The organism is Carboxylicivirga marina (assembly GCF_016612505.1).
Taxonomy (GTDB): Bacteria; Bacteroidota; Bacteroidia; order Bacteroidales; family Marinilabiliaceae; genus Carboxylicivirga; species Carboxylicivirga marina.
Window position 1 is genome coordinate 1 of record NZ_JAENRR010000032.1, and the last position, 20,087, is coordinate 20,087.

19 protein-coding genes and 2 tRNA genes are annotated in these 20,087 nt (G+C 36.9%); 17 read left to right on the forward strand and 4 right to left on the reverse strand.

Going from position 1 to position 20,087, the window contains the following annotated elements; all coding sequences use genetic code 11:
* Positions 1-44: 44 nt before the first annotated feature.
* A complete protein-coding gene (locus tag JIV24_RS13410; protein WP_200465565.1) occupies positions 45-689 on the forward strand; it encodes an IS701 family transposase in 645 nt (214 codons plus the stop codon).
* A gap of 189 nt (positions 690-878) precedes the next feature.
* Positions 879-1,244: a hypothetical protein gene (locus JIV24_RS13415; RefSeq protein WP_200465566.1), complete on the forward strand. Its 366-nt coding sequence runs from the start codon at positions 879-881 to the stop codon at positions 1,242-1,244.
* Between the two features lie 72 nt (positions 1,245-1,316).
* Here the strand turns inward: JIV24_RS13415 and JIV24_RS13420 are convergent, their stop codons facing one another.
* Positions 1,317-1,901: a DUF3109 family protein gene (locus JIV24_RS13420; RefSeq protein WP_200465567.1), complete on the reverse strand. Its 585-nt coding sequence runs from the start codon at positions 1,899-1,901 to the stop codon at positions 1,317-1,319.
* Between the two features lie 86 nt (positions 1,902-1,987).
* On the reverse strand, positions 1,988-2,980 hold the full coding sequence (locus tag JIV24_RS13425) for a DUF3667 domain-containing protein (protein WP_200465568.1): 993 nt from the start codon (positions 2,978-2,980) through the stop codon (positions 1,988-1,990).
* A gap of 214 nt (positions 2,981-3,194) precedes the next feature.
* Between JIV24_RS13425 and JIV24_RS13430 the strand changes: the two genes are divergently transcribed.
* Genes JIV24_RS13430 through cobT form a run of 4 tightly spaced genes read left to right on the forward strand, consistent with a single transcriptional unit; the run spans position 3,195 to position 7,702 of the window.
* A complete protein-coding gene (locus tag JIV24_RS13430) occupies positions 3,195-4,673 on the forward strand; it encodes a cobyric acid synthase (RefSeq protein WP_200465569.1) in 1,479 nt (492 codons plus the stop codon).
* Complete coding sequence (locus tag JIV24_RS13435; protein WP_200465570.1) at positions 4,645-5,694, forward strand: pyridoxal phosphate-dependent aminotransferase; 1,050 nt, start codon at positions 4,645-4,647, stop codon at positions 5,692-5,694. The genes JIV24_RS13430 and JIV24_RS13435 overlap by 29 nt, the downstream gene beginning before the upstream one ends.
* Positions 5,694-6,635, forward strand: coding sequence for an adenosylcobinamide-phosphate synthase CbiB (cbiB, locus tag JIV24_RS13440; RefSeq protein ID WP_200465571.1), 942 nt, complete (start codon positions 5,694-5,696; stop codon positions 6,633-6,635). Before JIV24_RS13435 ends, cbiB begins: the two co-directional genes overlap by 1 nt.
* Positions 6,635-7,702: a nicotinate-nucleotide--dimethylbenzimidazole phosphoribosyltransferase gene (cobT, locus tag JIV24_RS13445; protein ID WP_200465572.1), complete on the forward strand. Its 1,068-nt coding sequence runs from the start codon at positions 6,635-6,637 to the stop codon at positions 7,700-7,702. The genes cbiB and cobT overlap by 1 nt, the downstream gene beginning before the upstream one ends.
* A 54-nt stretch (positions 7,703-7,756) precedes the next feature.
* Here cobT and JIV24_RS13450 read toward each other — a convergent pair.
* Positions 7,757-7,829 (reverse strand) — tRNA-Phe (locus JIV24_RS13450).
* A gap of 108 nt (positions 7,830-7,937) precedes the next feature.
* Positions 7,938-8,013, reverse strand: a tRNA-Phe gene (locus JIV24_RS13455).
* Positions 8,014-8,192: 179 nt separating this feature from the next.
* On the opposite strand from JIV24_RS13455, the gene JIV24_RS13460 reads away from it, so the two are divergent.
* From JIV24_RS13460 to JIV24_RS13510, 11 genes are all read left to right on the forward strand, one after another.
* The gene (locus JIV24_RS13460; RefSeq protein ID WP_200465573.1) at positions 8,193-9,413 is read left to right on the forward strand and encodes a M16 family metallopeptidase; all 1,221 of its coding nucleotides are present in this window, start codon (positions 8,193-8,195) and stop codon (positions 9,411-9,413) included.
* Positions 9,413-10,054, forward strand: coding sequence for an O-methyltransferase (locus JIV24_RS13465; protein ID WP_200465574.1), 642 nt, complete (start codon positions 9,413-9,415; stop codon positions 10,052-10,054). Before JIV24_RS13460 ends, JIV24_RS13465 begins: the two co-directional genes overlap by 1 nt.
* 49 nt (positions 10,055-10,103) lie before the next feature.
* Positions 10,104-10,592 carry a flavodoxin gene (locus JIV24_RS13470; protein ID WP_200465575.1) on the forward strand — a complete coding sequence of 163 codons (489 nt, stop codon included), beginning with the start codon at positions 10,104-10,106 and terminating at the stop codon, positions 10,590-10,592.
* Positions 10,593-10,724: 132 nt separating this feature from the next.
* The gene (locus tag JIV24_RS13475) at positions 10,725-12,197 is read left to right on the forward strand and encodes a sensor histidine kinase (RefSeq protein WP_200465576.1); all 1,473 of its coding nucleotides are present in this window, start codon (positions 10,725-10,727) and stop codon (positions 12,195-12,197) included.
* A 24-nt stretch (positions 12,198-12,221) separates the two neighbouring features.
* Entirely contained in the window at positions 12,222-13,577 is a 1,356-nt protein-coding gene (locus JIV24_RS13480; RefSeq protein WP_200465577.1) for a sigma-54-dependent transcriptional regulator, read from the forward strand.
* Positions 13,578-14,565: 988 nt separating this feature from the next.
* Positions 14,566-15,366, forward strand: a complete 801-nt coding sequence (locus tag JIV24_RS13485; RefSeq protein WP_200465578.1) for a hypothetical protein — start codon at positions 14,566-14,568, stop codon at positions 15,364-15,366.
* Between the two features lie 38 nt (positions 15,367-15,404).
* Positions 15,405-16,919, forward strand: a complete 1,515-nt coding sequence (locus tag JIV24_RS13490; RefSeq protein WP_200465579.1) for a hypothetical protein — start codon at positions 15,405-15,407, stop codon at positions 16,917-16,919.
* A gap of 178 nt (positions 16,920-17,097) precedes the next feature.
* Positions 17,098-17,706, forward strand: a complete 609-nt coding sequence (locus tag JIV24_RS13495; protein WP_200465580.1) for a curlin repeat-containing protein — start codon at positions 17,098-17,100, stop codon at positions 17,704-17,706.
* 7 nt (positions 17,707-17,713) lie between these two features.
* Entirely contained in the window at positions 17,714-18,253 is a 540-nt protein-coding gene (locus JIV24_RS13500) for a CsgE family curli-type amyloid fiber assembly protein (protein ID WP_200465581.1), read from the forward strand.
* Positions 18,254-18,270: 17 nt separating this feature from the next.
* Positions 18,271-18,672, forward strand: coding sequence for a curli production assembly/transport component CsgF (locus JIV24_RS13505; RefSeq protein WP_200465582.1), 402 nt, complete (start codon positions 18,271-18,273; stop codon positions 18,670-18,672).
* 19 nt (positions 18,673-18,691) lie between these two features.
* Entirely contained in the window at positions 18,692-20,086 is a 1,395-nt protein-coding gene (locus JIV24_RS13510; RefSeq protein WP_200465583.1) for a CsgG/HfaB family protein, read from the forward strand.
* Position 20,087: the final 1 nt, after the last annotated feature.

Below are 20,087 nucleotides of genomic sequence, written 5' to 3' on the forward strand. Positions count from 1 at the left end.
CGAAGACAACAAAATCTTCAGGCTAATAGAAATGCAGCTTTCAAGTGCTGCCTAATAGACATGGGAAATGTCAGTTACAGCACTTTATAAGTGAATCCACTTGGGATGCCAGAGCTGTAATTGATCAGGTATCCATGAAAGTTAGTGGCATGATGCCACACGATGCACTTACTGGTTTGTTAATTGATGAAAGTGGTTGGGTGAAAAAAGGGACAAAAAGTGTAGGTGTAGCACACCAATATTGTGGAAATGTGGGTAAAACAGGCAACTCTCAGGTAGCTGTTTTTGGTTGTCTGTGTAATAAGAAGTACGCTGCCTTAGTTGACACCAGGCTTTATCTTCCCAAAGGTTGGATTAGTGATAGAGCCCGCTGCCAGGAAGCGGGGATACCTCATGAAGAACAAGTATTTAAAACTAAACCAGAGCTGGCGTTGGACATCATTAAGCACCAATTGTCAATGGGTGTCAAGTTTGACTATGTCGGAGGAGATGGTTTGTATGGAAACGATATAGCTCTTGCCCGTGGCGTCAATTCGTTAGGTTGCATATACATGTTTGATATCCATTCAACCCAGCAAGTCTACCTTGAGAAACCAGAGTTGTACTTGCCTGAACGAAAAAGCAAGAAAGGACCTGCTCCCAAACGGCTAAAAGCAGCACTGAATCGATTAAGGTTAAAGAGTATCTGAAATCGCTTGCAGCCTCAGATTGGCAGAAGATAAAAATCAGACATTCGGCAAAAGGTATACTAAAGGGACTGTTTCATTATCAAAAGGTTTACATCTGGGATAAAAACATTAACTCCGTAGAGGAGCGCCTTTTGGTCATTTCAAAACGACAAACCAAAGAGGGAGAAGAAATAAAGTACTCATTTACAAATGCCAGTGCTTGCACTGTATACAGAGCAAGCACTGGCCCAGATGCAAGCACAACGCTTTTTTATAGAACACAATTTCAAAGAGCAGAAGCAAATAATTGGCCTTGATCAATTTCAAACCAGAAAGTGGCTGTCATGGCATCACCAGGTCGCACTCAATATGCTAATAGGTAGCTTTATGCTAAAAGAAAAGCTTCAATGGAAAGACGATATCCCTTTATTGTCGGCACGAGACATTATGGACTTTCTGGTATTTAAGTTCTACAAAGAGATGACTGAAGACAGGTTAATTGACCAGATCATGCAACGGCATCGTAAGAGGCAGAAAGATATAAACTACTGTTATTCAAAAGATGAAAAGTGGTAAAGTAGAATTATATTCCAGTTAAATAATTGAGACATTAAAAAACCGGCCTTGGCCGGTTTTTTAATGTCTCAATTATTTGAGCATACCTTTATTTTTCAATGTTTTTTCAACATCCTCCATTTCATTGTAAAAGGCTTCTCCATATTTTCGGATGATTGGTTCCTTCAGGAATTTGTATACAGGTACGCCCAAATGGCTGCCAAGCTCACGTGCCGGATGGCATATTGGCCAGGTATGATAGTTTAGTCCTTCAAAATCGGGATACTTCGTGACGCGAATAGGATAAAGGTGGCACGAAACAGGTTTTTTAAAATCGATTAAACCCTCTTGATAAGCTTTGTCAATGGCACATTTACATATGCCTTCTTCATCAAAATAGGTATAAACACACTCACGACCATTAATAATTGGCGTTACTTTGTCGCCATCTGAGTCAATGATCCATTTGCCTTGCTTTTCAATTTCTTCAATGGCTTTAGGTGTGAGATAAGGCTTTACTATCGGATAGATTTCCTCAATTTTTGCTGTTTCATCATCTTCTAAAGGGGCGCCCGATTCTCCTTCAACACAACATTCGCCCTTACATTTATCCAAATTACAAACAAACCTTTTTTCAAAAATATCGGTGCTTATAATTTTATCATCAATCTGAATCATCTATCCTAATTTTTTATTGAGTGCTGCAAAGATAGAAAAATCAAATAAGTCACTTTTATGCGTTTTCACCGAAGTTTTTAACTCCTTTAATTGAGTCCTACAAACGAAAGTGTTGCAATAATGATTAGGCCAAGCAGCCAAACAAATCCATACATCATCCAGATGAGAGTCATTTTAACAAAGCTGTTAAACCATTTGCGTTTGTAAATGCGTTTGGCACCAACAACTTGGTAAAGAGGCACTAAAAAATACAGATAGCCAATCCGAGCTACTGATTGGTTTTTGAATATAATGTTAACTGCCAGGACAATGGCACTAATGGTAAAAATAAACGAATGGATATTTAGCGAAAATATTAGGTGGCCAATAAATAGTTTTTTGCTTCGATAAAAAGAAATCCATAATAGAAACGCAAAAATTGGCATAAACAGGAATAAAGACCAGGAAGTGAATTGATACAGTTTGTTAATGTACAATTCAGGATAATCTTGTATCATTTTAATGGTTTTACCATACTTCGAATCATCGTTCTCTATTTTTTCTACTGCGTTTTCGAAGTTTGATATAATTTCATCAACACTAACAATGTCACTGGAATCTATCTCTGCACTATCTAGTTCGGCCTTAATGACCTTGCGGGTGGCTACGTAAATTGAATCGTTGCTGTTTTGGACAGAGTCAACTGTAGCGCTCACCACATTTTTTATATTTTTTGCTTCTTCTTTTGTTGGCTCATAGTTATCATGAATTGATTTATTGGTAACAATAGACATGAGCAGAAACATTACAAAACTTATAAATAAATAAAACCTAAAAGGTGGCATGTATCGTGCTCGTCGGCCAGCCAGAAAGTCTATAGTAAGATAGCCGGGCTTGAATAGTATGGTTACTAAGGTTTTAGCCAATCGCGTGTCAAAGGTAATTATGGTACCCATAAAATCGGCAATCATAAAACGAATGGGGCGTTCTAGTTCTTTGACCGATTGGCCGCAATTGGAGCAATATTTACCGCTAAATCGATGATCGCAATTTTTGCAATTGATTAGTTGTGGTTCGGTAGAAAGATCTGGGGTGTTCATTTTTTTCAATAAGTGGGTTTGGAATTGGCATTAAAGATAAATTTATTTGTTTAATCCTCGATTTAATGCGATAAAATTCCAACGATAATATATCGGTATGTGAGCGCTGAATCAATTATGATATGTCATTTGTGAGCGTATTTATGAGAACAAGTAATCGCAGTAATCAAACCATTATTATTCTTATATTTGCGCAAATTTCAGCCCCTGACTTATGCAAGAATCAAAGCCTATAATGTTTGTTGGCACTTGTTCTGATGCTGGTAAAAGTGTGATTAACACTGGTGTTTGTCGAATATTAAAACAAGATGGATATACCCCGGCGCCGTTCAAAGCTCAAAATATGTCCTTAAATAGCTATGCAACTCCCGAAGGCTATGAAATAGGAAGAGCTCAGGCTACCCAGGCCGAGGCATGTGGTATCGCATGTCATACAGATATGAACCCTGTATTACTTAAACCAAGTGGTGAAATGATGTCGCAGGTAATCCTTAATGGAAAGCCAATTGGGAATCGTTCGGCCTATGAATACTTTCGGAAGGATGATAATGCCAAACTATTCGATGAAGCTACTCTTGCTTTTGAGCGATTAAGTAACCGTTATTCACCCATTGTTATGGAGGGAGCAGGCTCTATCTCGGAGCTTAACCTTAAAAAAAGAGACATTGTTAACATGCGCATGGCCAAAAGAGTTGGTGCTGATGTGTATTTAGTGGCTGACATTGACAAAGGTGGTGTTTTTGGTAGTGTTTATGGTTCTATAATGTTGCTCGATGAGGATGAGCGACAATTAATCAAAGGAATTATCATTAATAAGTTCAGGGGCGATGTTCGTTTGTTTGATGAAGGACGAAAGATTATTGAAGACTTAACTGGTATTCCTGTTATTGGCGTGGTTCCTTATTTTAAAGATATCTACATTGAAGATGAAGATTCCGTAGTGCTTGATAGTCGAAATGGCGAGGCTAAAGAGGGTAAGGTAAATGTGGCCATTATTAAGCTACCTCAGATGTCTAACTTTACTGATTTTAATGCTCTACAATTCGATAACCGTGTAAACGTGTATTATACAACTGTTTTATCGCAGATTGAAAAGGCTGATATTGTTATCCTACCTGGATCCAAAAGTACTATCAATGATTTAGAATTTATTCAATCGAAAGGCATCCCATCGCTATTGAAAGAAATGTACCAACAAGGCAAAACGGTTATTGGTATTTGCGGTGGATATCAAATGATGGGGGAGAAGATTACCGATCCGAAACAAATTGAAGGAACAACTGAGGTTATTGATGGCATTGGTTTGTTACCAATGGAAACAATTATCACAGAAGAGAAAAAAACAGTTCAGCAGCAATTTAAATTTCGTGATGGAGATGAGGTTTGCGAGGGGTATGAAATACACATGGGGAAAAGCGAGTCATTGACCGATGTTACTCCTTTGGTGAAAACACTTGATGGACACGATGATGGTATTTACCGTGATGAACGCTGCTGGGGCTCGTATATGCATGGGATTCTTGATAACGTATCAGTTATCAATCATTTACTATCTCCTTATGTCGATGAGGAATCGAGCGAGTTTAGCTATAGTTCATTTAAAAATACTGAGTACGACAAACTGGCTCAGCATCTTCGTCAGCATATTAATATAAAAGCAATCTATGAAAGTGCCAGTTGCTCAAAGAAGTAAAGTCAGTCAGTTTCATCATGGAAATGATGCTTATCGTTTTAATAGTGAGATAAAGGCCGATTTTAGTACCAACACCTGGTATTTGGGTCCGCATCCGCAATTGATTGAATACCTTAAAGATGAATTGGGTTGTGTTGCTAATTATCCCGAATTGCAAGGTGAGACGCTAACGGCTCAATTGGCAGATTGTCATCATGTAGCCGAGGACCAGATATTGGTGTGTAATGGAACCGCCGAAGCCATTTTCTTTATCGCGCAGAGCTTCCAAAATGGTGCTAGTCGTATAATTACTCCAACCTTTTCTGAATATGAACATGCATGTCAAATATACAACCATCAGATAAGCTATTGTGGAGCTAATTTTATGGCTGAAGGTATGAATACGCGTGAGGGTTTGTTTTGGTTATGTAATCCAAACAATCCTACAGGGCAAATTTTTTCGCGCGAATTGTTACTCGATTTACTTAAAAACAATCCACAAACAATATTTATCATCGATGAGGCTTATGCCGAGTTTTGTATCGATGATATTTCGATGGTGCCATTTGTTGGCAAGTATAAAAACTTATTGATTCTGAAGTCAATGACAAAGAATCATTGTTTGCCAGGTTTGCGTTTGGGATATTTATTAGGACATCAGGCGCTTGTTAAAAAAATAGCCATGCACCGTCCTCCATGGGCGGTTAACAGTTTGGCTCTTAAGGCTGGTTCATTCTGTTTGAAAAATCCAGTGATTAATACAGATGAACGCATACAATATTTAGCTCTGTCGCGCGAGCTAATGATGCAGTTGAGTGAACTTAATGGCTTAGAAGTTTTCCCTTCATCTACAGGCTATTTTTTGATAAAAACGCCAATGTTAGCGGCCGATTTAAAGTATTTGCTTATTGAGGAGTTTGGTTTGCTGGTGCGTGATGCTTCTAATTTCAGAAGTTTAAGTGATTACCATATTCGAATAGCTTCATTAACGCGTGATAAAAATAGGAGTATTGTCAATGCCTTTAAAGCAATATTTGAGTGATGGATGGATTGTTTATCTATACGAGTTCTGCTATTGTAATCGCGTATATATTTGATTTATTGTTGGGTGATCCTCTCTGGCTTCCTCATCCCATTGTATGCTTTGGTCGTGTTATTAGTTTTATCGAAAAGCACCTGAATAAAGGTCGATATAGATTACTAAAAGGGGCGCTGTCCAGCCTCTTTTTGGTAGGCTTAACTTTTTTGGCTTTCTATTATATGTTAAAGTGGGCGGGTTCATTCGGTTTAATGTTTGGTACTATTGTTACTGGCTTGTTTTTCTTTTTTGGTTTGGCAAATAAAACGCTGATAAAAGAAGGGTTTGCTGTTTTTAAAGTGCTAAACGAGGAAGGGGTAGAAGCAGGCAGAAAGCAGGTTAGTCGAATTGTTGGTCGTGATACCTCACAGCTAAATGAACAGCAAATTAGAAAAGCGGTTCTCGAAACAATGGCAGAGAATTTAAGTGACGGAGTTGTAGCGCCGATTTTTTGGTATGTATTGTTGGGAGTTCCGGGAATGATGGCTTACAAAATGATTAATACTTTAGATTCGATGATAGCTTATAAAAATGAGCGTTATATTTATTACGGAAGAGTGGCTGCTTATATCGACGATGTAGCCAATTATATACCAGCTCGTTTAACGGCCTTGTTCATAGTTATTGTAAGCATGTCCTTTCGTGCTATGAGTTTTGTATTTCTATATGGACGCAAGCATAGTAGTCCTAATGCAGGATATCCCGAGGCTGCATTGGCTGGTGTATTGAATGTGCAATTTGGTGGCCCCAATGTGTATCATGGTGAACTCATCCAAAAGCCTTTTATTGGTAAAAACGAACGACTAATTACACACGCAGATATTTATAAAGCAAAATACCTTAACCATGCAGTATGTTTACTAAGTATAATACTTTGTGTCGCACTGCAGCTAATAATACATTAATGACAAAACTTGATAACATACATATCGATGCGCTTCGTGTTGATATGGAGGAGCAATTACAATATAAAATTGATCAAAAGGCCAAGCCGATTGGTTCCTTAGGTCAGATGGAAGATATTGCGAAGAAAATAGGGTTGATACAAGGTACCTTATCACCAGTTTTAAACAAGCCCGTGATGTTAACCGTTGCAGCTGATCATTGCATTTGCGAAGAAGGCGTGAGTCCTTGCCCTGTTGAGATAACCTGGCAACAATGTTTGAATTTTCTAAATGGCGGCGGCGGAATTGGTCTGTTTTCTAAGGTTTATGGCTTTGATTTACGTGTTGTTGACGCCGGCGTTGATTATGATTTTCCTGACCACCCAAAGTTAATCGATGCCAAGGTTAGGAAAGGCACTCGTAACTTTTATAAAGAACCGGCTATGACGACGGATGAATGCTTACAGGCATTGAATAACGGTCGGAAAATTGTAGCTCAAATAGCTGAAGAAGGTTCTAATGTTGTAGGTTTTGGTGAAATGGGAATTGGAAATACATCACCGGCATCGGCTTTATTATCTGTATTTGCTGGAGTTGATATTGAATCGGCCGTAGGTCCGGGTTCAGGTTTGGATGCTGAAGGAGTAAGAAATAAAGCGCGTATTATAAAAGCAGCCATTGAAAAGCATGGTATTTCAGATAATGCCATTGAAAATCTGGCGCGTTTTGGAGGTTTGGAAATTGCAACTATTGCAGGTGGAATGCTCGAGGCAGCTAGTCGTAGGATGGTGATTATTACTGATGGATTTATAACTACTTCAGCTCTGTTGGCAGCACATGCCATCCATTCAGGAGTAGTTGATTATGCGTTCTTTTCTCATCAATCTAAGGAGCAGGGACATAAAAAGATGGTGGATTTTCTGAATGGAGAACCAATTCTTAATTTAGGTTTTCGGCTCGGAGAAGGAACGGGTTCTGCAGTTGCTTATTCGGTAATTAAAGGAGCTGTGGCCATGTTAAACGAGATGACATCTTTTGATGAAGCTGCTATATATAATACGGCCAATGATGGAATTCGAATTGAATAGGTTTGATTTTAGGATATGAAAAAAGGGAAAGATTTTCATCTTTCCCTTTTTTTGTGGTGCCACCTGGAATCGAACCAGGGACACACGGATTTTCAGTCCGTTGCTCTACCAACTGAGCTATGGCACCGAGTTACTTTTACCTAAGTAAAAATAACATAAACAATAACCCTTTACCCTTGAATTAATAACCTGTCCCCACAGGCTATTAATTTAACCCTAAAATCAGCCTTACGACTGGTGGTGCCACCTGGAATCGAACCAGGGACACACGGATTTTCAGTCCGTTGCTCTACCAACTGAGCTATGGCACCAATCTTCGCCAAACCCCGCGTATCGGGACTTTTAGCAACATCTCTTCCGAAATGCGAGTGCAAATATAGGCAAAGATTTTATTCCACAAAAACATTTTTTCATTTTTAGTGTTCCTTTTGTTTGTCAATTGTGTGAATTTGCCTGATGTTTAGTATTTTTGCACCTTCAAAAAAAATTAATGGATTATCAGATACACACCTTGCGAAATGGAATTCGCATAATACACAAGCAAGATAAGTCGCCTGTTGCTTATTGTGGCTTGATTATTAACACTGGTTCGCGCGATGAAAAAGAGGAAGAGCATGGAATGGCTCATTTTATTGAACATGTCATTTTTAAGGGAACCAAAAAACGAAAAGCTTATCACGTCCTAAGTCGGCTTGATGATGTGGGAGGTGAACTAAATGCCTACACAACCAAGGAGGAGACTTGTATCTATGCTTCCTTTCTTAAGCAGGATTTCGAACGTGCAATTGAATTGATTCATGATATTACTTTTAATTCAACGTTCCCAGAAAAGGAATTGGCCAAAGAAAAGGAAGTCATTGTTGATGAAATAAACTCGTATAAAGATAGCCCGGCAGAATTAATTTTTGATGAGTTCGAAGAAATGTTGTTCAAGAATGATCCAATGGGGCGAAACATATTGGGTACTGAAAAAAAGCTCAAGGCATTCGATGAAGATATGATTCGGACTTTTATGCGTTCAAACTACAGTACCGATCAAATGGTGTTTTGTTCAGTTGGCAATGTGTCCTTCAAAAAGGTGGTTAAATGGGCTGAAAAATATTTTGGACAGCAAGAAGAAAACCTTCGTGACTATGACCGTCCAGCTGTTAATTTGTATGTGCCCGAATCTCAAACAATTGAAAAAGACACGCATCAATGTCATGTTATTATTGGTAATGTGGCATATGATTATAAGCACGATAAGCGCTTGCATTTGCATCTGCTAAATAATTTGCTTGGTGGTCCGGGTATGAACTCACGTCTTAATATGGCGTTAAGAGAAAAAAATGGTATTGCATATAATGTAGACTCCAGTTATGCACCTTATTTTGGCACAGGAGTATTTAGTATCTACTTTGGTACCGATGAAGAAAACCTGATTCGCTCATTTAATATTATCGATAAAGAATTGAAACTTTTGCGTGAAAAACCATTAGGTTCTTTACAACTATATAAGGCAATCAGGCAATTAAAGGGGCAAATGACGATTTCGAATGATAATCGTGAAAACTTGATGTTGTCAATGGGTAAAAGCTTTTTGTTATACGATCAGGTTGATTCTCTGGAGAAGATTTATAAAAAAATAGATGGGATAAAGTCGGCTGATTTACAGGGTGTTGCCAATGAAATTTTAAGTCCCGATAAGTTGTCATATTTAATTTATCAATAATGACTAATTATTCGATTGATTTAGAGCAATATATACTTAATCATATTGAGGAGGAGGATGGTGTTCTAAAGGAGCTAAATCGTCAAACGCATATACAGATGTTGCAGCCACGGATGTTGAGCGGTCATTTGCAGGGGCAAATTTTAAAGATGCTGTGCCAAATGATGAATCCGTCAAATGTGCTTGAAATAGGTACTTTTACCGGATATTCAGCTATTAGTATGGCAAAAGGTTTATCTGAAGGTGCTCATATTGATACGATTGAGGTAAATGATGAAAATGAGGCGTTTATTCAATCTTTTATTGATAAGGCCCATTTAAGCGATGTTATAAGTTTGTACATAGGTAGTGCTATTGATGTTATTCCTAATCTGGATAAGAAATACGATCTTGTATTTATGGATGGCGACAAAAGGCAATACAGTAATTACTATGATTTGGTGTTCGATAAACTCAATAAAGGTGGATATATATTAGCTGATAATGTGCTTTGGGATGGTAAAGTTGTAGATGAATTACAACCTAATGATTCGTATACCAGAGAAATATTGGCATTTAATAAAAAAGTTAAAGATGATACGCGAGTTGAAAAGGTTATCTTGCCTTTCAGAGATGGTATTACACTTATTCGTAAAAAGTAAACTTTTTATTGGAATTAGTGTTATTTGAACTGAACTTCATTTTTACGATATGCAAACTGCAATACTTTTTGGCTCATCTTTAGGTAACACACAATTTGTTGCCGAAAAAATACACAAACATATTCCAAATGCAACATGCTTGCCGGTTAATGATTTATCGGTAGCCCAAATTACATCGTTTGATAATTTGGTTTTAGGAACCTCAACTTGGGGAGTGGGGAATTTACAGGATGATTTTGAGCTGTTTGTAGACTTGCTGTTGACACTCGATATGTCAAAAACAACATTTGCTTTGTTTGGTCTTGGAGATCAGTATACATACCCTGATACGTTCTGTAATGGTATGGGAAAATTATACCACCTGTTGAATGATAAGGGATGGAGAATTGTTGGTTCAACATCAGTTGATGGATATGATTTTTCAGAATCAGAAGCACAAATTGATGAGCAATTTGTTGGCTTAGCTTTAGACGAAGATAATGAACCCGACTTAAGTGATATTCGTATTGAAAAGTGGGTAAAAAACCTTCCTTTTTAAATGTCGATTTGGATGTTAATCTAAAAAAAAGCGACGATAGTCTTACTAAAATGGTCATAAATCAATTTTCGCTGCATATTTAATTTATTCACCCTACTTTTATTTGTTCAAAGAACAGAAGAGAGGGACTTTATGTATCTTAATAAGCAGATGATTTATCGAGGTATCACCAATCGGGAAGCCTTTTATTTTTTGATGGATAAGAAAGGGGAGATCAATAAATCACATGGTGATTTGTTTGATAAGGGTATTCTGGTGCATGAAAATTCCATTCTAAAAGTAATGCCTTTGAATGTTCTTGTAATTTTTAATGAATTTATCAACTCAACAAATAAGGAAGCCCATATTGAAATGGTTTCATGTAGCGATGATGATGCCAGTACTATTGATTGTAAAATAGTAAGAAAGGAGACTGATGAATTCGAAATGGTGGGCTATTATAAGCATGTTGATGTGCCTGGCCAAATTTCGATAGACAAACTGCCTTATCCTATTGCAATTGTTAAAAAGGATGGTGAAATCATCAATCTCAATCGTTCATTTATTGATTATTTTCTTGAAAGTCGCATCGTCGTAAAGCCCATCTTTATTCAGGATATAATTAAAACCAATGTTTATTCTCCTGAAAAGTTTGATTACCTAAAAATGATCGAATCTGATGCTAATTCGCGTGCTGTGTTATGTCATTTTAAAGGGAGTGAGAATAATCAGACATTCTTACTTAATTTAATCCCAATAGTTTCAGGGCGGAAAGAATGTTATTTAGCAGCTGTTAAGGATTTAACGCAATTTATTGATGTTCAGCAGAACTTAGAAAATCAAAACGAAGAGCTGAGAAAACAAGTACAGGAGGAGTTTGAAATCAATAAGGCATATGAGTTAAAGTTGTTGAAGAAGAATCGGTTGGAGTCATTGGGTGAAATAGCATCAGGTATCTTTCATGAACTCAATCAACCTTTAACTCACCTAAGTCTGAAAATTGATAATATGCTAGATAAGTGGCATGCGGGGACAGTGACGGAGCTGTATCTATTAGAAAAAACTGAACAAATTCAAAGGCAGATTCTCAGAATGCGTGGCATTATCGATGAGATGAAGCAATTTTCCTCTGTGCCTGATAGTAAAGATGAACTGGTTAATGTTCAATCAGTTTTGAATTGTGCGTTGGATGATATTAGTTACATACAGGTGAAGGGCTTGATATTAGTCGTTAAGCACGTCGAGGAAATATGTATCAAGGGTTCTTCTAATGAATTGGAGCAGGTGTTTGTAAATATATTAACTAATAGTCTGGAGTCATTGCAATTGAAGCTTAGTGCTAATGAAAATCTAAAGCCTAAGTTGAAAATAGCAATAGAACAAAGTGATGAACTTGTAACAATTACTTTTGTAGATAATGGTTTAGGTGCAAGCGAAGGTGATTTGGGTAATATATTTAAGCCCTTCTTTACCACTAAAAAAAGCATTGGAGGAACCGGCTTAGGTTTATTTATTATAAACAATCTCATGCGAAAGATGAATGGAACCATTGACGTAACATCAAAGAGTGGTAATTTTTTTAAGACCGTATTGACATTTCCTGTCTTAAAAAATATTGAAAACTAAGATTAAGCCAATAATAACCTAAGAATGAAGTATACAATATTACTTTTTGAAGATGAACCTGAATTAAGGCAGGAAATTAAAGATTGTATTGCCTTTGATAGTGTTGAAGTGTATGCTTTTGAGTCATGGGCACAATACAAAGAAGCAAAAATAGATTATGTGCCACGTTTGGCAGTTTTAGATATTAACCTGTTAGATATGGATGGCTTAACCGTATTTCAAGGGTTGAAAGAACGTTATCCTGATATTGAAGGGATTGTAATAACAGGGCAGGCGAGTCTTAAAAATGCAATCGAATCCTTAAAACTAGGCGTCATGGATTATATTGAAAAGCCATTTCGTTCAAAAGATATAAGAAGTGCAATTGAAAAGTGTGAGAGTTATAAGCAGTTTAGGGTTAAGAATTATGTAGTCGATCGGCAATTTGAAGAATCTCGTAAAAAATTTGAGGCGCACTGGGGAATTGAGTTTATTGGTATCAGTCAGCCTATTAAGGAAATTAATACGCTAATGAAACGTGTGGCTCAGGCAGATATGACTTCAGTGATGGTCACTGGCGAAAGCGGAAGTGGGAAGGAGTTAATAGCGAGAGGGATTCATAGTATGAGCGATCGAAGTGGAGCGCCATTCTACCCAGTTAATTGTACCGCAATTCCCGATACTTTGTTTGAAAGTGAATTTTTTGGTTACCAAAAAGGAGCCTTTACTGGTGCTCTGTCAAATCATGAAGGTTGGTTTGAACATGCCAACGGTGGTACATTGTTTTTGGATGAGATAGGTGATATGAACCTGGCTTTGCAATCTAAACTATTACGAGTTTTAGATGAAAGGAAAGTGACGCGCATAGGTTCACACGATATTATACCTGTAAATACACGAATTGTTTGCGCGACTAATAAAGACTTAAAACAGATGATTGAAGATGGTCAGTTTCGCCTAGATTTATACCATCGCTTAAATTCATTTCATATTCATATACCGCCTCTTCGCGAAAGAAATGAGGATATACCGGTCTTGGTGAATCATTTTGTGCGACATTTTGCCGAAATGCATAATAAAGGAATTGTAAGTATGCATTCAAAAGCCATGAATTTATTGGTGAATCATCATTATCCAGGCAATATACGAGAGCTAAAGAATGTTATTGAGCGTGCCATTCTGATGTGTGATACGAATGTTATTAAAGCTCACCACCTGAACTTTACCGAGCAAAGTGAAAATGGGAAAGTTCAGGTTGATTATAGTCTTGAATCTATTGAAAGAGAAACTATTATAAAGGCGATGAAAGCCTGTAGTCACAATAAGACACATACGGCTGAAAAGCTTAATATAACACGGCAGGCTTTGAATAGAAAACTTAAAAAACACGGTATAGAATAAGAGGCGACCATAAGGTTGCCTTTTTTTATTTTCTCTTTTCTGTAATTAGTCAAACAGTATCTTAAAATTCAATTGTAGAGGTGAGTCTGTGTGCCAGCCTTGTGTTTTGCTCGTATCATGCAAGGCGTATTTTTTCAATACTCCTTCGATGTTTGCTCAATGTTTTTTCTGTTAATATAGATAAAGTTATGTGTTAATTATGAGTTATTTAGAAGAATGCCTGAATGTGACTCGAGAATACACCGAAGCAGATATTTGCAGGGTTGATTAATAGATGTTAAGGCACAATAAATTAATTTTAACTTTCGTGACATCTATAATTGTTGTGTTATGGATGGTTATGAGGTTCCTGGGAAATATTGTAGATTAATATCTATTTTAATGGGGGGTGAATCAAGAAAGTAATCGCTTAATGTGTTGGAAGCAAGTGCTTAGGGATTTAAAATCTTAGAATGGGCTAGGGGATTGTAATTAATAACTAAACGATTATAGAATCAATATAGGAGCTTGATTGAGAGTATAAGGAAAACCATATAATATATGAGGCGACCATTTTCGGTCGCTTTTTTTTATCTCATTTTTATTTCCTTTTTTTCTATTATTTTTTCACTCAATTTAGGCTTTGAGTTATGCAAGTTTATTCGTCAACAAAATTTCCATTTTAGTCTTTAAATTAAGCTCTTCTATCCATGTTGTGAATTTTGACGATTGTCCGTTTTTAATACGATTTCCAATAGAAAATGGAATAAAATCTACAGCCGACCATTTTAGGACATTTGCTAATAATTGCTTGTTGTCTTCTGTAATACTCAGTTATTCAGTGTCATACGTATTTTTGCTAGAGAGTGGTTTTTCTCTTGACGACCGAAAGTGGTCGCTTACGGCATGGATATTTTGCTGTTCATTTTATTAACGGTCAGTAAATCAGACGAATGTAATTAATGGCATTCAAGTTGTAACATTCGTAATCGACCTAAAACACATAAAAATGAAACAGCACACATTTGTATTAGTTTTATTACTTCTTATTATGGTATTATTTCCAGAAAATATATTGTCTCAAGTCGGAAATAGTGCATTGTCATCTCAAGTCGGAAATGGTAATAGGGTATTGGTTGGTCAGGTTGGTACCATGAATATGAATGATGTTTTACAACTAGGTGACGATAATAAACTGGTCACTTTGCAAGTAGGAAGTTCTAATAACATAAATACACAAGCAACAGGTTCAAATAATAGCGGAATTCATATGCAGGTTGGTGAATTGAATATGCTTGATGTAAGTCAGACTAACGATGGGCATTCGGCGATCACTCTTCAATTGGGAACTGAAAATGAAATAGAGCTGAAGCAAAGTGATCGATGGAATAGAGGAGGAAATGAAGCTGTGATTCTTCAGGGAGGAATAGAGAATAAAACAAAAGTTAACCAGCGATTAAGAAATAGTCGGGTTTTTATAACTCAGGTAGGTGAAAAGAATGAAATTGACGTCTATCAATATGGTAGTGGAAAATATGTGAACAATGAAGCTTATATGCTACAGATGGGAAAAGGAAATATAGCTGAAGTAGATCAGTTTCGGAGTGATCAGACTGTAGTAATTGGACAATTCGGAGATTCCAATGAAGTTGAAACCATGCAGAAAAATGGAAGTGGCAATGTTGCCAATGTACTACAATTAGGGACATCTAATAATGCAAGTGTCGATCAGTTGGGAAATAGAAATAGAACAAATACTATTCAAATAGGAAATAATAATAATGCTTTGGTCGAGCAAATAAATAATTAATTATAAAAATTTTAATGTTTTACCTAAAACAAACAATCATGAAAAAGTTACTCTTTAGTGTAGCGCTAAGCGCTTTTACAGTAGTTGCATTTGCACAAACTAACACTTCAACAATCAAACAAAATTCTTCAGGAGTTGGTCATGTAGCAGTTGTTACTCAAAGTGGTGCTACTGTTAATGGAAATACTTCACTTATTAGACAAAAAGGTGAAGAACAAACTGCTTTTGTAGATCAGGTAGGAAATGGAAACGAATCAGTGGTTAAGCAAAATCAGGATATCGTTGGTGAGAAGAATACAGCTATGGTTACACAGGTTGGTGATGATAACTCATCTAAGATTCTTCAAACAGAGGAAAGTAATTATGCCTCAGTAACTCAAATGGGTAATGATAATAAAGCAGTTGTTGACCAAAAAACTTCAGGTGGCTGGGTCGATGAAAATAATGAAGCTATCATCTATCAAGATGGAGATGATAACACTGCGAGAATTGCTCAGGATGGTACCTATCTTGGTGCATGGGTGAATCAGACCGGAAATGACAATAAAGCTACAGTTGATCAGACAACAAGGCCTGGTGCTACATCTCCATACAGACATGAGGCAACTGTTAATCAATATGGTAATGAAGGCCGTGTTGGAGTTACTCAAACTGGTCGTTTTAATGTTGCTACTGTTGATCAGGGTGGATTGAAAAATAAGGCATTTGTAGATCAGAGTGGTAGACGTCATACTGCTTATGTAATGCAGGACGGTGAAAGAAATAAGACCTTCGTAGATCAATCAGGAAGATGGAATGATGCTACTGTATATCAGACTGGTGATAGAGGTTATGTTGAGGTAGATCAGTCGGGAAGACGTAATACTGCAATGGTTGCTCAAACAGGTCTTAAAAATGAGGCAATGGTAGATCAGAGTGGTAATGGTAGTTTAGCATTAGTAACTCAAAGCGGTGGTAAGAAAAATGTTGCAGATGTTGACCAGAGTGGTTTTGGAGGTATCGCTGCTGTAGCTCAGCTTGATGGTAAGCGAAATACTACTGAAGTAACTCAGGAAGGTGCGTTCCAGATTGCAGCTGTTGCTCAGGATGGTGGACGTGATAACTTAGTTGCTGTTGAACAGGCTGGTATGTTTGAAGCTGCTATAGTTGGGCAAAGAGATAATAAAGAAACACAAGCATTGGTTTTCCAATATGATGGTATGTTAAATCTTGCTCTAGTTGGACAGGAAGGTAATAAGAATTCAATGGCTTATGTACGTCAATTTAATGGTATCGGTAACTTTGCTGGTATTGGTCAGACTAATTCAGAAATGTCGTTGGCTGCTGTTGTTCAGGAAGGTAGTTTAGGTGCACAGTCTGGTATTTACCAAAATAACCAGTATGGTAGTACAGCAATAAGTTATCAGACTGGAACAGGTGGACATATGAGTCAGATTAATCAGTATGGTGGAGTTAATAATCATGCATGGACATTCCAAATTGGAGGTGCAACACAGAATTCATTAGTTGATCAGGTTGGTGATAATAATGTTGCTTTAACTATTCAATACTAATTTTATAATACATCAAGGGGGTGCATTGCGCTCCCTTGTTTTATTTAGTTGTTAATTAGCAACTGTTAATCTATAAATATCTGACAGTAGTCAAGTATATTTATAGATACCTTTTTTTTTATGTACATTAGTACATGCGCTTTTTTAACGAAAAGCAATGAATTTAAAACCAATACCTATGAAGTCGTTACTAATTGTTTCAGCATTGTTTTTTGCCTTAGCGCTGTGCAATGCTCAAGATAGCGAGAATCTGGCAAGGGTTCGGCAGGTAAACTTCGATCAGGGAGGTAAAGGAAATATTGTTTTTATGACCCAGATTGGTCAGGGTAACCAGATTGAGATTTCTCAAAAAGGAGAAGGTAATGTAGTTGTTGCATCTCAGATTGGTGATAATAATACTTTCAAATCTGAGCAGATTGGGAATAGGAATCGTATTCGACATAACTCATACTACAATGATAATGTTGTAAATATTCTTCAGGCAGGAGATCTAAACCTGGTTGAGAATGAAGATCTTTATGGAAGTGGTAAATTAACTGTGACCCAGAATGGAAATAAAAATGGTGTAATGAACAAGAGCTTTGGAAACAATGTTAATGTAAATGTTATGCAATTGGGCTCTGGTAATGAGGTTACAGGTTCATTTTACGGAACTGACAGAAGTGGAGGAACTGCTTCAGTAGTGCAGAATTCAAATAATAATAAATTAGATTTTAAAAAGTATAATAACAAAGATATTCAAATAAGCCAAAGGAATGGAGCAAGTGCTGCTGTGATTCAATATTAATAATTAAATGATAAAAGGTTTAGTATTTATTATTGTTGCAGCTTGTTCATTGTGCGGGCTTCTGGCTCAGCAAGTTTCAACAGATACTGTTGGAGCTAAAAGAGACAGTTTAAAAAAAGAGGTTCCGCAGGCTATATTGGATTTGGTTAAAGAATATGACCGACAAATTAAAGAACAAAAGCAGAAACAACAGAAACAGCTCATAGAGCCTCCAACACTTGAGATTGATGGAATTGTAATGGATGAAACAATGTCAAAATCTGGTCGGGAGTTTTATGAACTGTTTTTTTCATATTGGAGAAAACCTGTTGGATATAAAAATTACTTTATAAAGATTAAAGAACGGCCCTTTAGGATGAATAATACGGTTATTGAAGTTTATTTGAAAGAACAATTACTGTATCAACAGATGATGAGGCGTCGTTATGATGAGGTTGAAATGATGGCCAAACAGGCTGTTGGTGTCGTCGAGCAGCAAATAATCCGTGAGATTATTGCGCAGCAAGCATTGATTCGTCAGCAGCAACAATTAAAGCAAAATAAATAAGCCTAACACTTTATATTATGAAAACAGTACTCTTTTTATTCGTCGGAATGTTGTATACTACAATGTGTAGTGCACAAGATTTTGTTTATAAACCAGTAAATCCTGCTTTTGGTGGAGATTCGTATAATTATTCATGGCTTCTGAGTCAGGCCGAATCTCAAAATAAATTCAAAGATCCAGATGCTCTTGATAATTCTGATCCATTAGCCTCTTTTCAGGAGGATTTAAATCGTCAGATTTTATATCAGTTAAGTCGCAAGTTGGTCGATAATCAATTTGGTGAAGGTGATTTGCAACCTGGTGTTTATGATGTGGGAGATTATCATATTCAGGTTAATGAAGGTGCTGATGGTGTAAATGTCTCCATCTTAGATATAGTAAATGGGGGGCAGACCAGTGTAACTGTTCCAAATCAATAGAAATCAGAATTCAGGAGGCATGAGATTTAATCTTTTTTATTTTGTGTTGATAATTGTTTGTCTTGGGGGATGCAGTCCAACAATTCATCAAACACATAAAACCGAACCCGCTCGATTGGGGGCAGAAACGCCATTCCATTCTGAGTTAATGAATTTACCGCCGCCGCGAGATAAGTTGGTTGCAGCTGTATATAAGTTTAGAGATCAAACGGGACAATATAAGCCATCGGATTATGGTTCAAGTTGGTCGACAGCAGTAACGCAAGGGGCAACAACTATCTTAATCAGAGCCCTGGAAGAATCAGGCTGGTTTACTCCGTTAGAGCGAGAGAATCTTGGGAATCTTAGTGCAGAACGTCAGATTATTACAAATACCTTGGCAGCCTATGAAGGCAAGGGGCAAACGGCATTAAGTCCATTGTTATTTGCTGGTATAATCCTTGAGGGTGGGATAATCTCATATGAAACAAATGTAAGAACTGGAGGAGCAGGGCTTAGGTATTTTGGGACAGGTGCTTCAGGACAGTATCGCGAAGATAGAGTTAGTATTTACCTGCGTGCTGTATCAACCAAAAATGGTGAAATACTTAAAACAGTTTATAGCACCAAATCTATTTTATCGCAAAAAATTGACTTCTCTGTATTTAGATATGTGAAGTTTAAACGTCTGCTAGAGGCGGAAACAGGTGTTACCTATAATGAACCATCAGAGATGGCAGTTACAGAGGCTATCGAGAAAGCTGTGTATAGCTTGGTTGTAGAGGGGATAAAAGAAGGACTTTGGATGTCAAATGGTAATGTGGCACATATAGAAAGTGTTGTTAATGATTATATTAATGAGAAAAATGAAAACCTTAGCATCGATCATTTAGGGCGACAACTAAACGATTCAAGAAGTATGGTAAGTGCTGGTATTATCAGTGGTGTTACATATCCGGATTTAGATACGGAAGATGCCGGTGTAGGATTTAGTACTGGTGTCAATTTAAATATCAGGCTTTCACCAACAATATCATTCGATAATGAATTTGTATATGGGCAAATGGATTCAAAGGTGATTGGTGATAATCAATATATTTCATATACACCATCGCTACGTTTTGATTTATTACCTAAGGAAAATATGTCTCCTTATATAAAGGTTGGCTATGGTATGCTGTCCAATGAATTAATGGCAGATGATTTAACTGTGAAAAATCGATTTACATACGTAGGTAGTGCAGTGGGGTTAGATTTTGTGTTGTCTAAGAGAGTAAAAATAGATATGTCAATTGCAAATAAGTTTTTTACATCTGATGATATAGACGGACAAAAACATGGTTCTTATAATGATATGTCATGGGAAGGTAGAATTGGACTGAGCTACCAGTTTGGAAGTGGTTGGTTTAATAAAACACTGATAAAAAGAAAATAAC

Excerpts from the sequence above, each read along its gene's own strand:
- cobT (WP_200465572.1), top strand. The coding sequence starts at position 6,635 with ATGACAAAACTTGATAACATACATATCGATGCGCTTCGTGTTGATATG.
- JIV24_RS13485 (WP_200465578.1), top strand. The coding sequence starts at position 14,566 with ATGAAACAGCACACATTTGTATTAGTTTTATTACTTCTTATTATGGTA.
- JIV24_RS13475 (WP_200465576.1), top strand. The coding sequence starts at position 10,725 with ATGTATCTTAATAAGCAGATGATTTATCGAGGTATCACCAATCGGGAA.
- JIV24_RS13420 (WP_200465567.1), bottom strand. The coding sequence starts at position 1,901 with ATGATTCAGATTGATGATAAAATTATAAGCACCGATATTTTTGAAAAA.
- JIV24_RS13470 (WP_200465575.1), top strand. The coding sequence starts at position 10,104 with ATGCAAACTGCAATACTTTTTGGCTCATCTTTAGGTAACACACAATTT.
- JIV24_RS13465 (WP_200465574.1), top strand. The coding sequence starts at position 9,413 with ATGACTAATTATTCGATTGATTTAGAGCAATATATACTTAATCATATT.
- JIV24_RS13490 (WP_200465579.1), top strand. The coding sequence starts at position 15,405 with ATGAAAAAGTTACTCTTTAGTGTAGCGCTAAGCGCTTTTACAGTAGTT.
- JIV24_RS13415 (WP_200465566.1), top strand. The coding sequence starts at position 879 with ATGCCAGTGCTTGCACTGTATACAGAGCAAGCACTGGCCCAGATGCAA.
- JIV24_RS13435 (WP_200465570.1), top strand. The coding sequence starts at position 4,645 with ATGAAAGTGCCAGTTGCTCAAAGAAGTAAAGTCAGTCAGTTTCATCAT.
- JIV24_RS13505 (WP_200465582.1), top strand. The coding sequence starts at position 18,271 with ATGAAAACAGTACTCTTTTTATTCGTCGGAATGTTGTATACTACAATG.
- JIV24_RS13480 (WP_200465577.1), top strand. The coding sequence starts at position 12,222 with ATGAAGTATACAATATTACTTTTTGAAGATGAACCTGAATTAAGGCAG.
- cbiB (WP_200465571.1), top strand. The coding sequence starts at position 5,694 with ATGGATGGATTGTTTATCTATACGAGTTCTGCTATTGTAATCGCGTAT.
- JIV24_RS13460 (WP_200465573.1), top strand. The coding sequence starts at position 8,193 with ATGGATTATCAGATACACACCTTGCGAAATGGAATTCGCATAATACAC.
- JIV24_RS13425 (WP_200465568.1), bottom strand. The coding sequence starts at position 2,980 with ATGAACACCCCAGATCTTTCTACCGAACCACAACTAATCAATTGCAAA.
- JIV24_RS13430 (WP_200465569.1), top strand. The coding sequence starts at position 3,195 with ATGCAAGAATCAAAGCCTATAATGTTTGTTGGCACTTGTTCTGATGCT.
- JIV24_RS13510 (WP_200465583.1), top strand. The coding sequence starts at position 18,692 with ATGAGATTTAATCTTTTTTATTTTGTGTTGATAATTGTTTGTCTTGGG.
- JIV24_RS13495 (WP_200465580.1), top strand. The coding sequence starts at position 17,098 with ATGAAGTCGTTACTAATTGTTTCAGCATTGTTTTTTGCCTTAGCGCTG.
- JIV24_RS13500 (WP_200465581.1), top strand. The coding sequence starts at position 17,714 with ATGATAAAAGGTTTAGTATTTATTATTGTTGCAGCTTGTTCATTGTGC.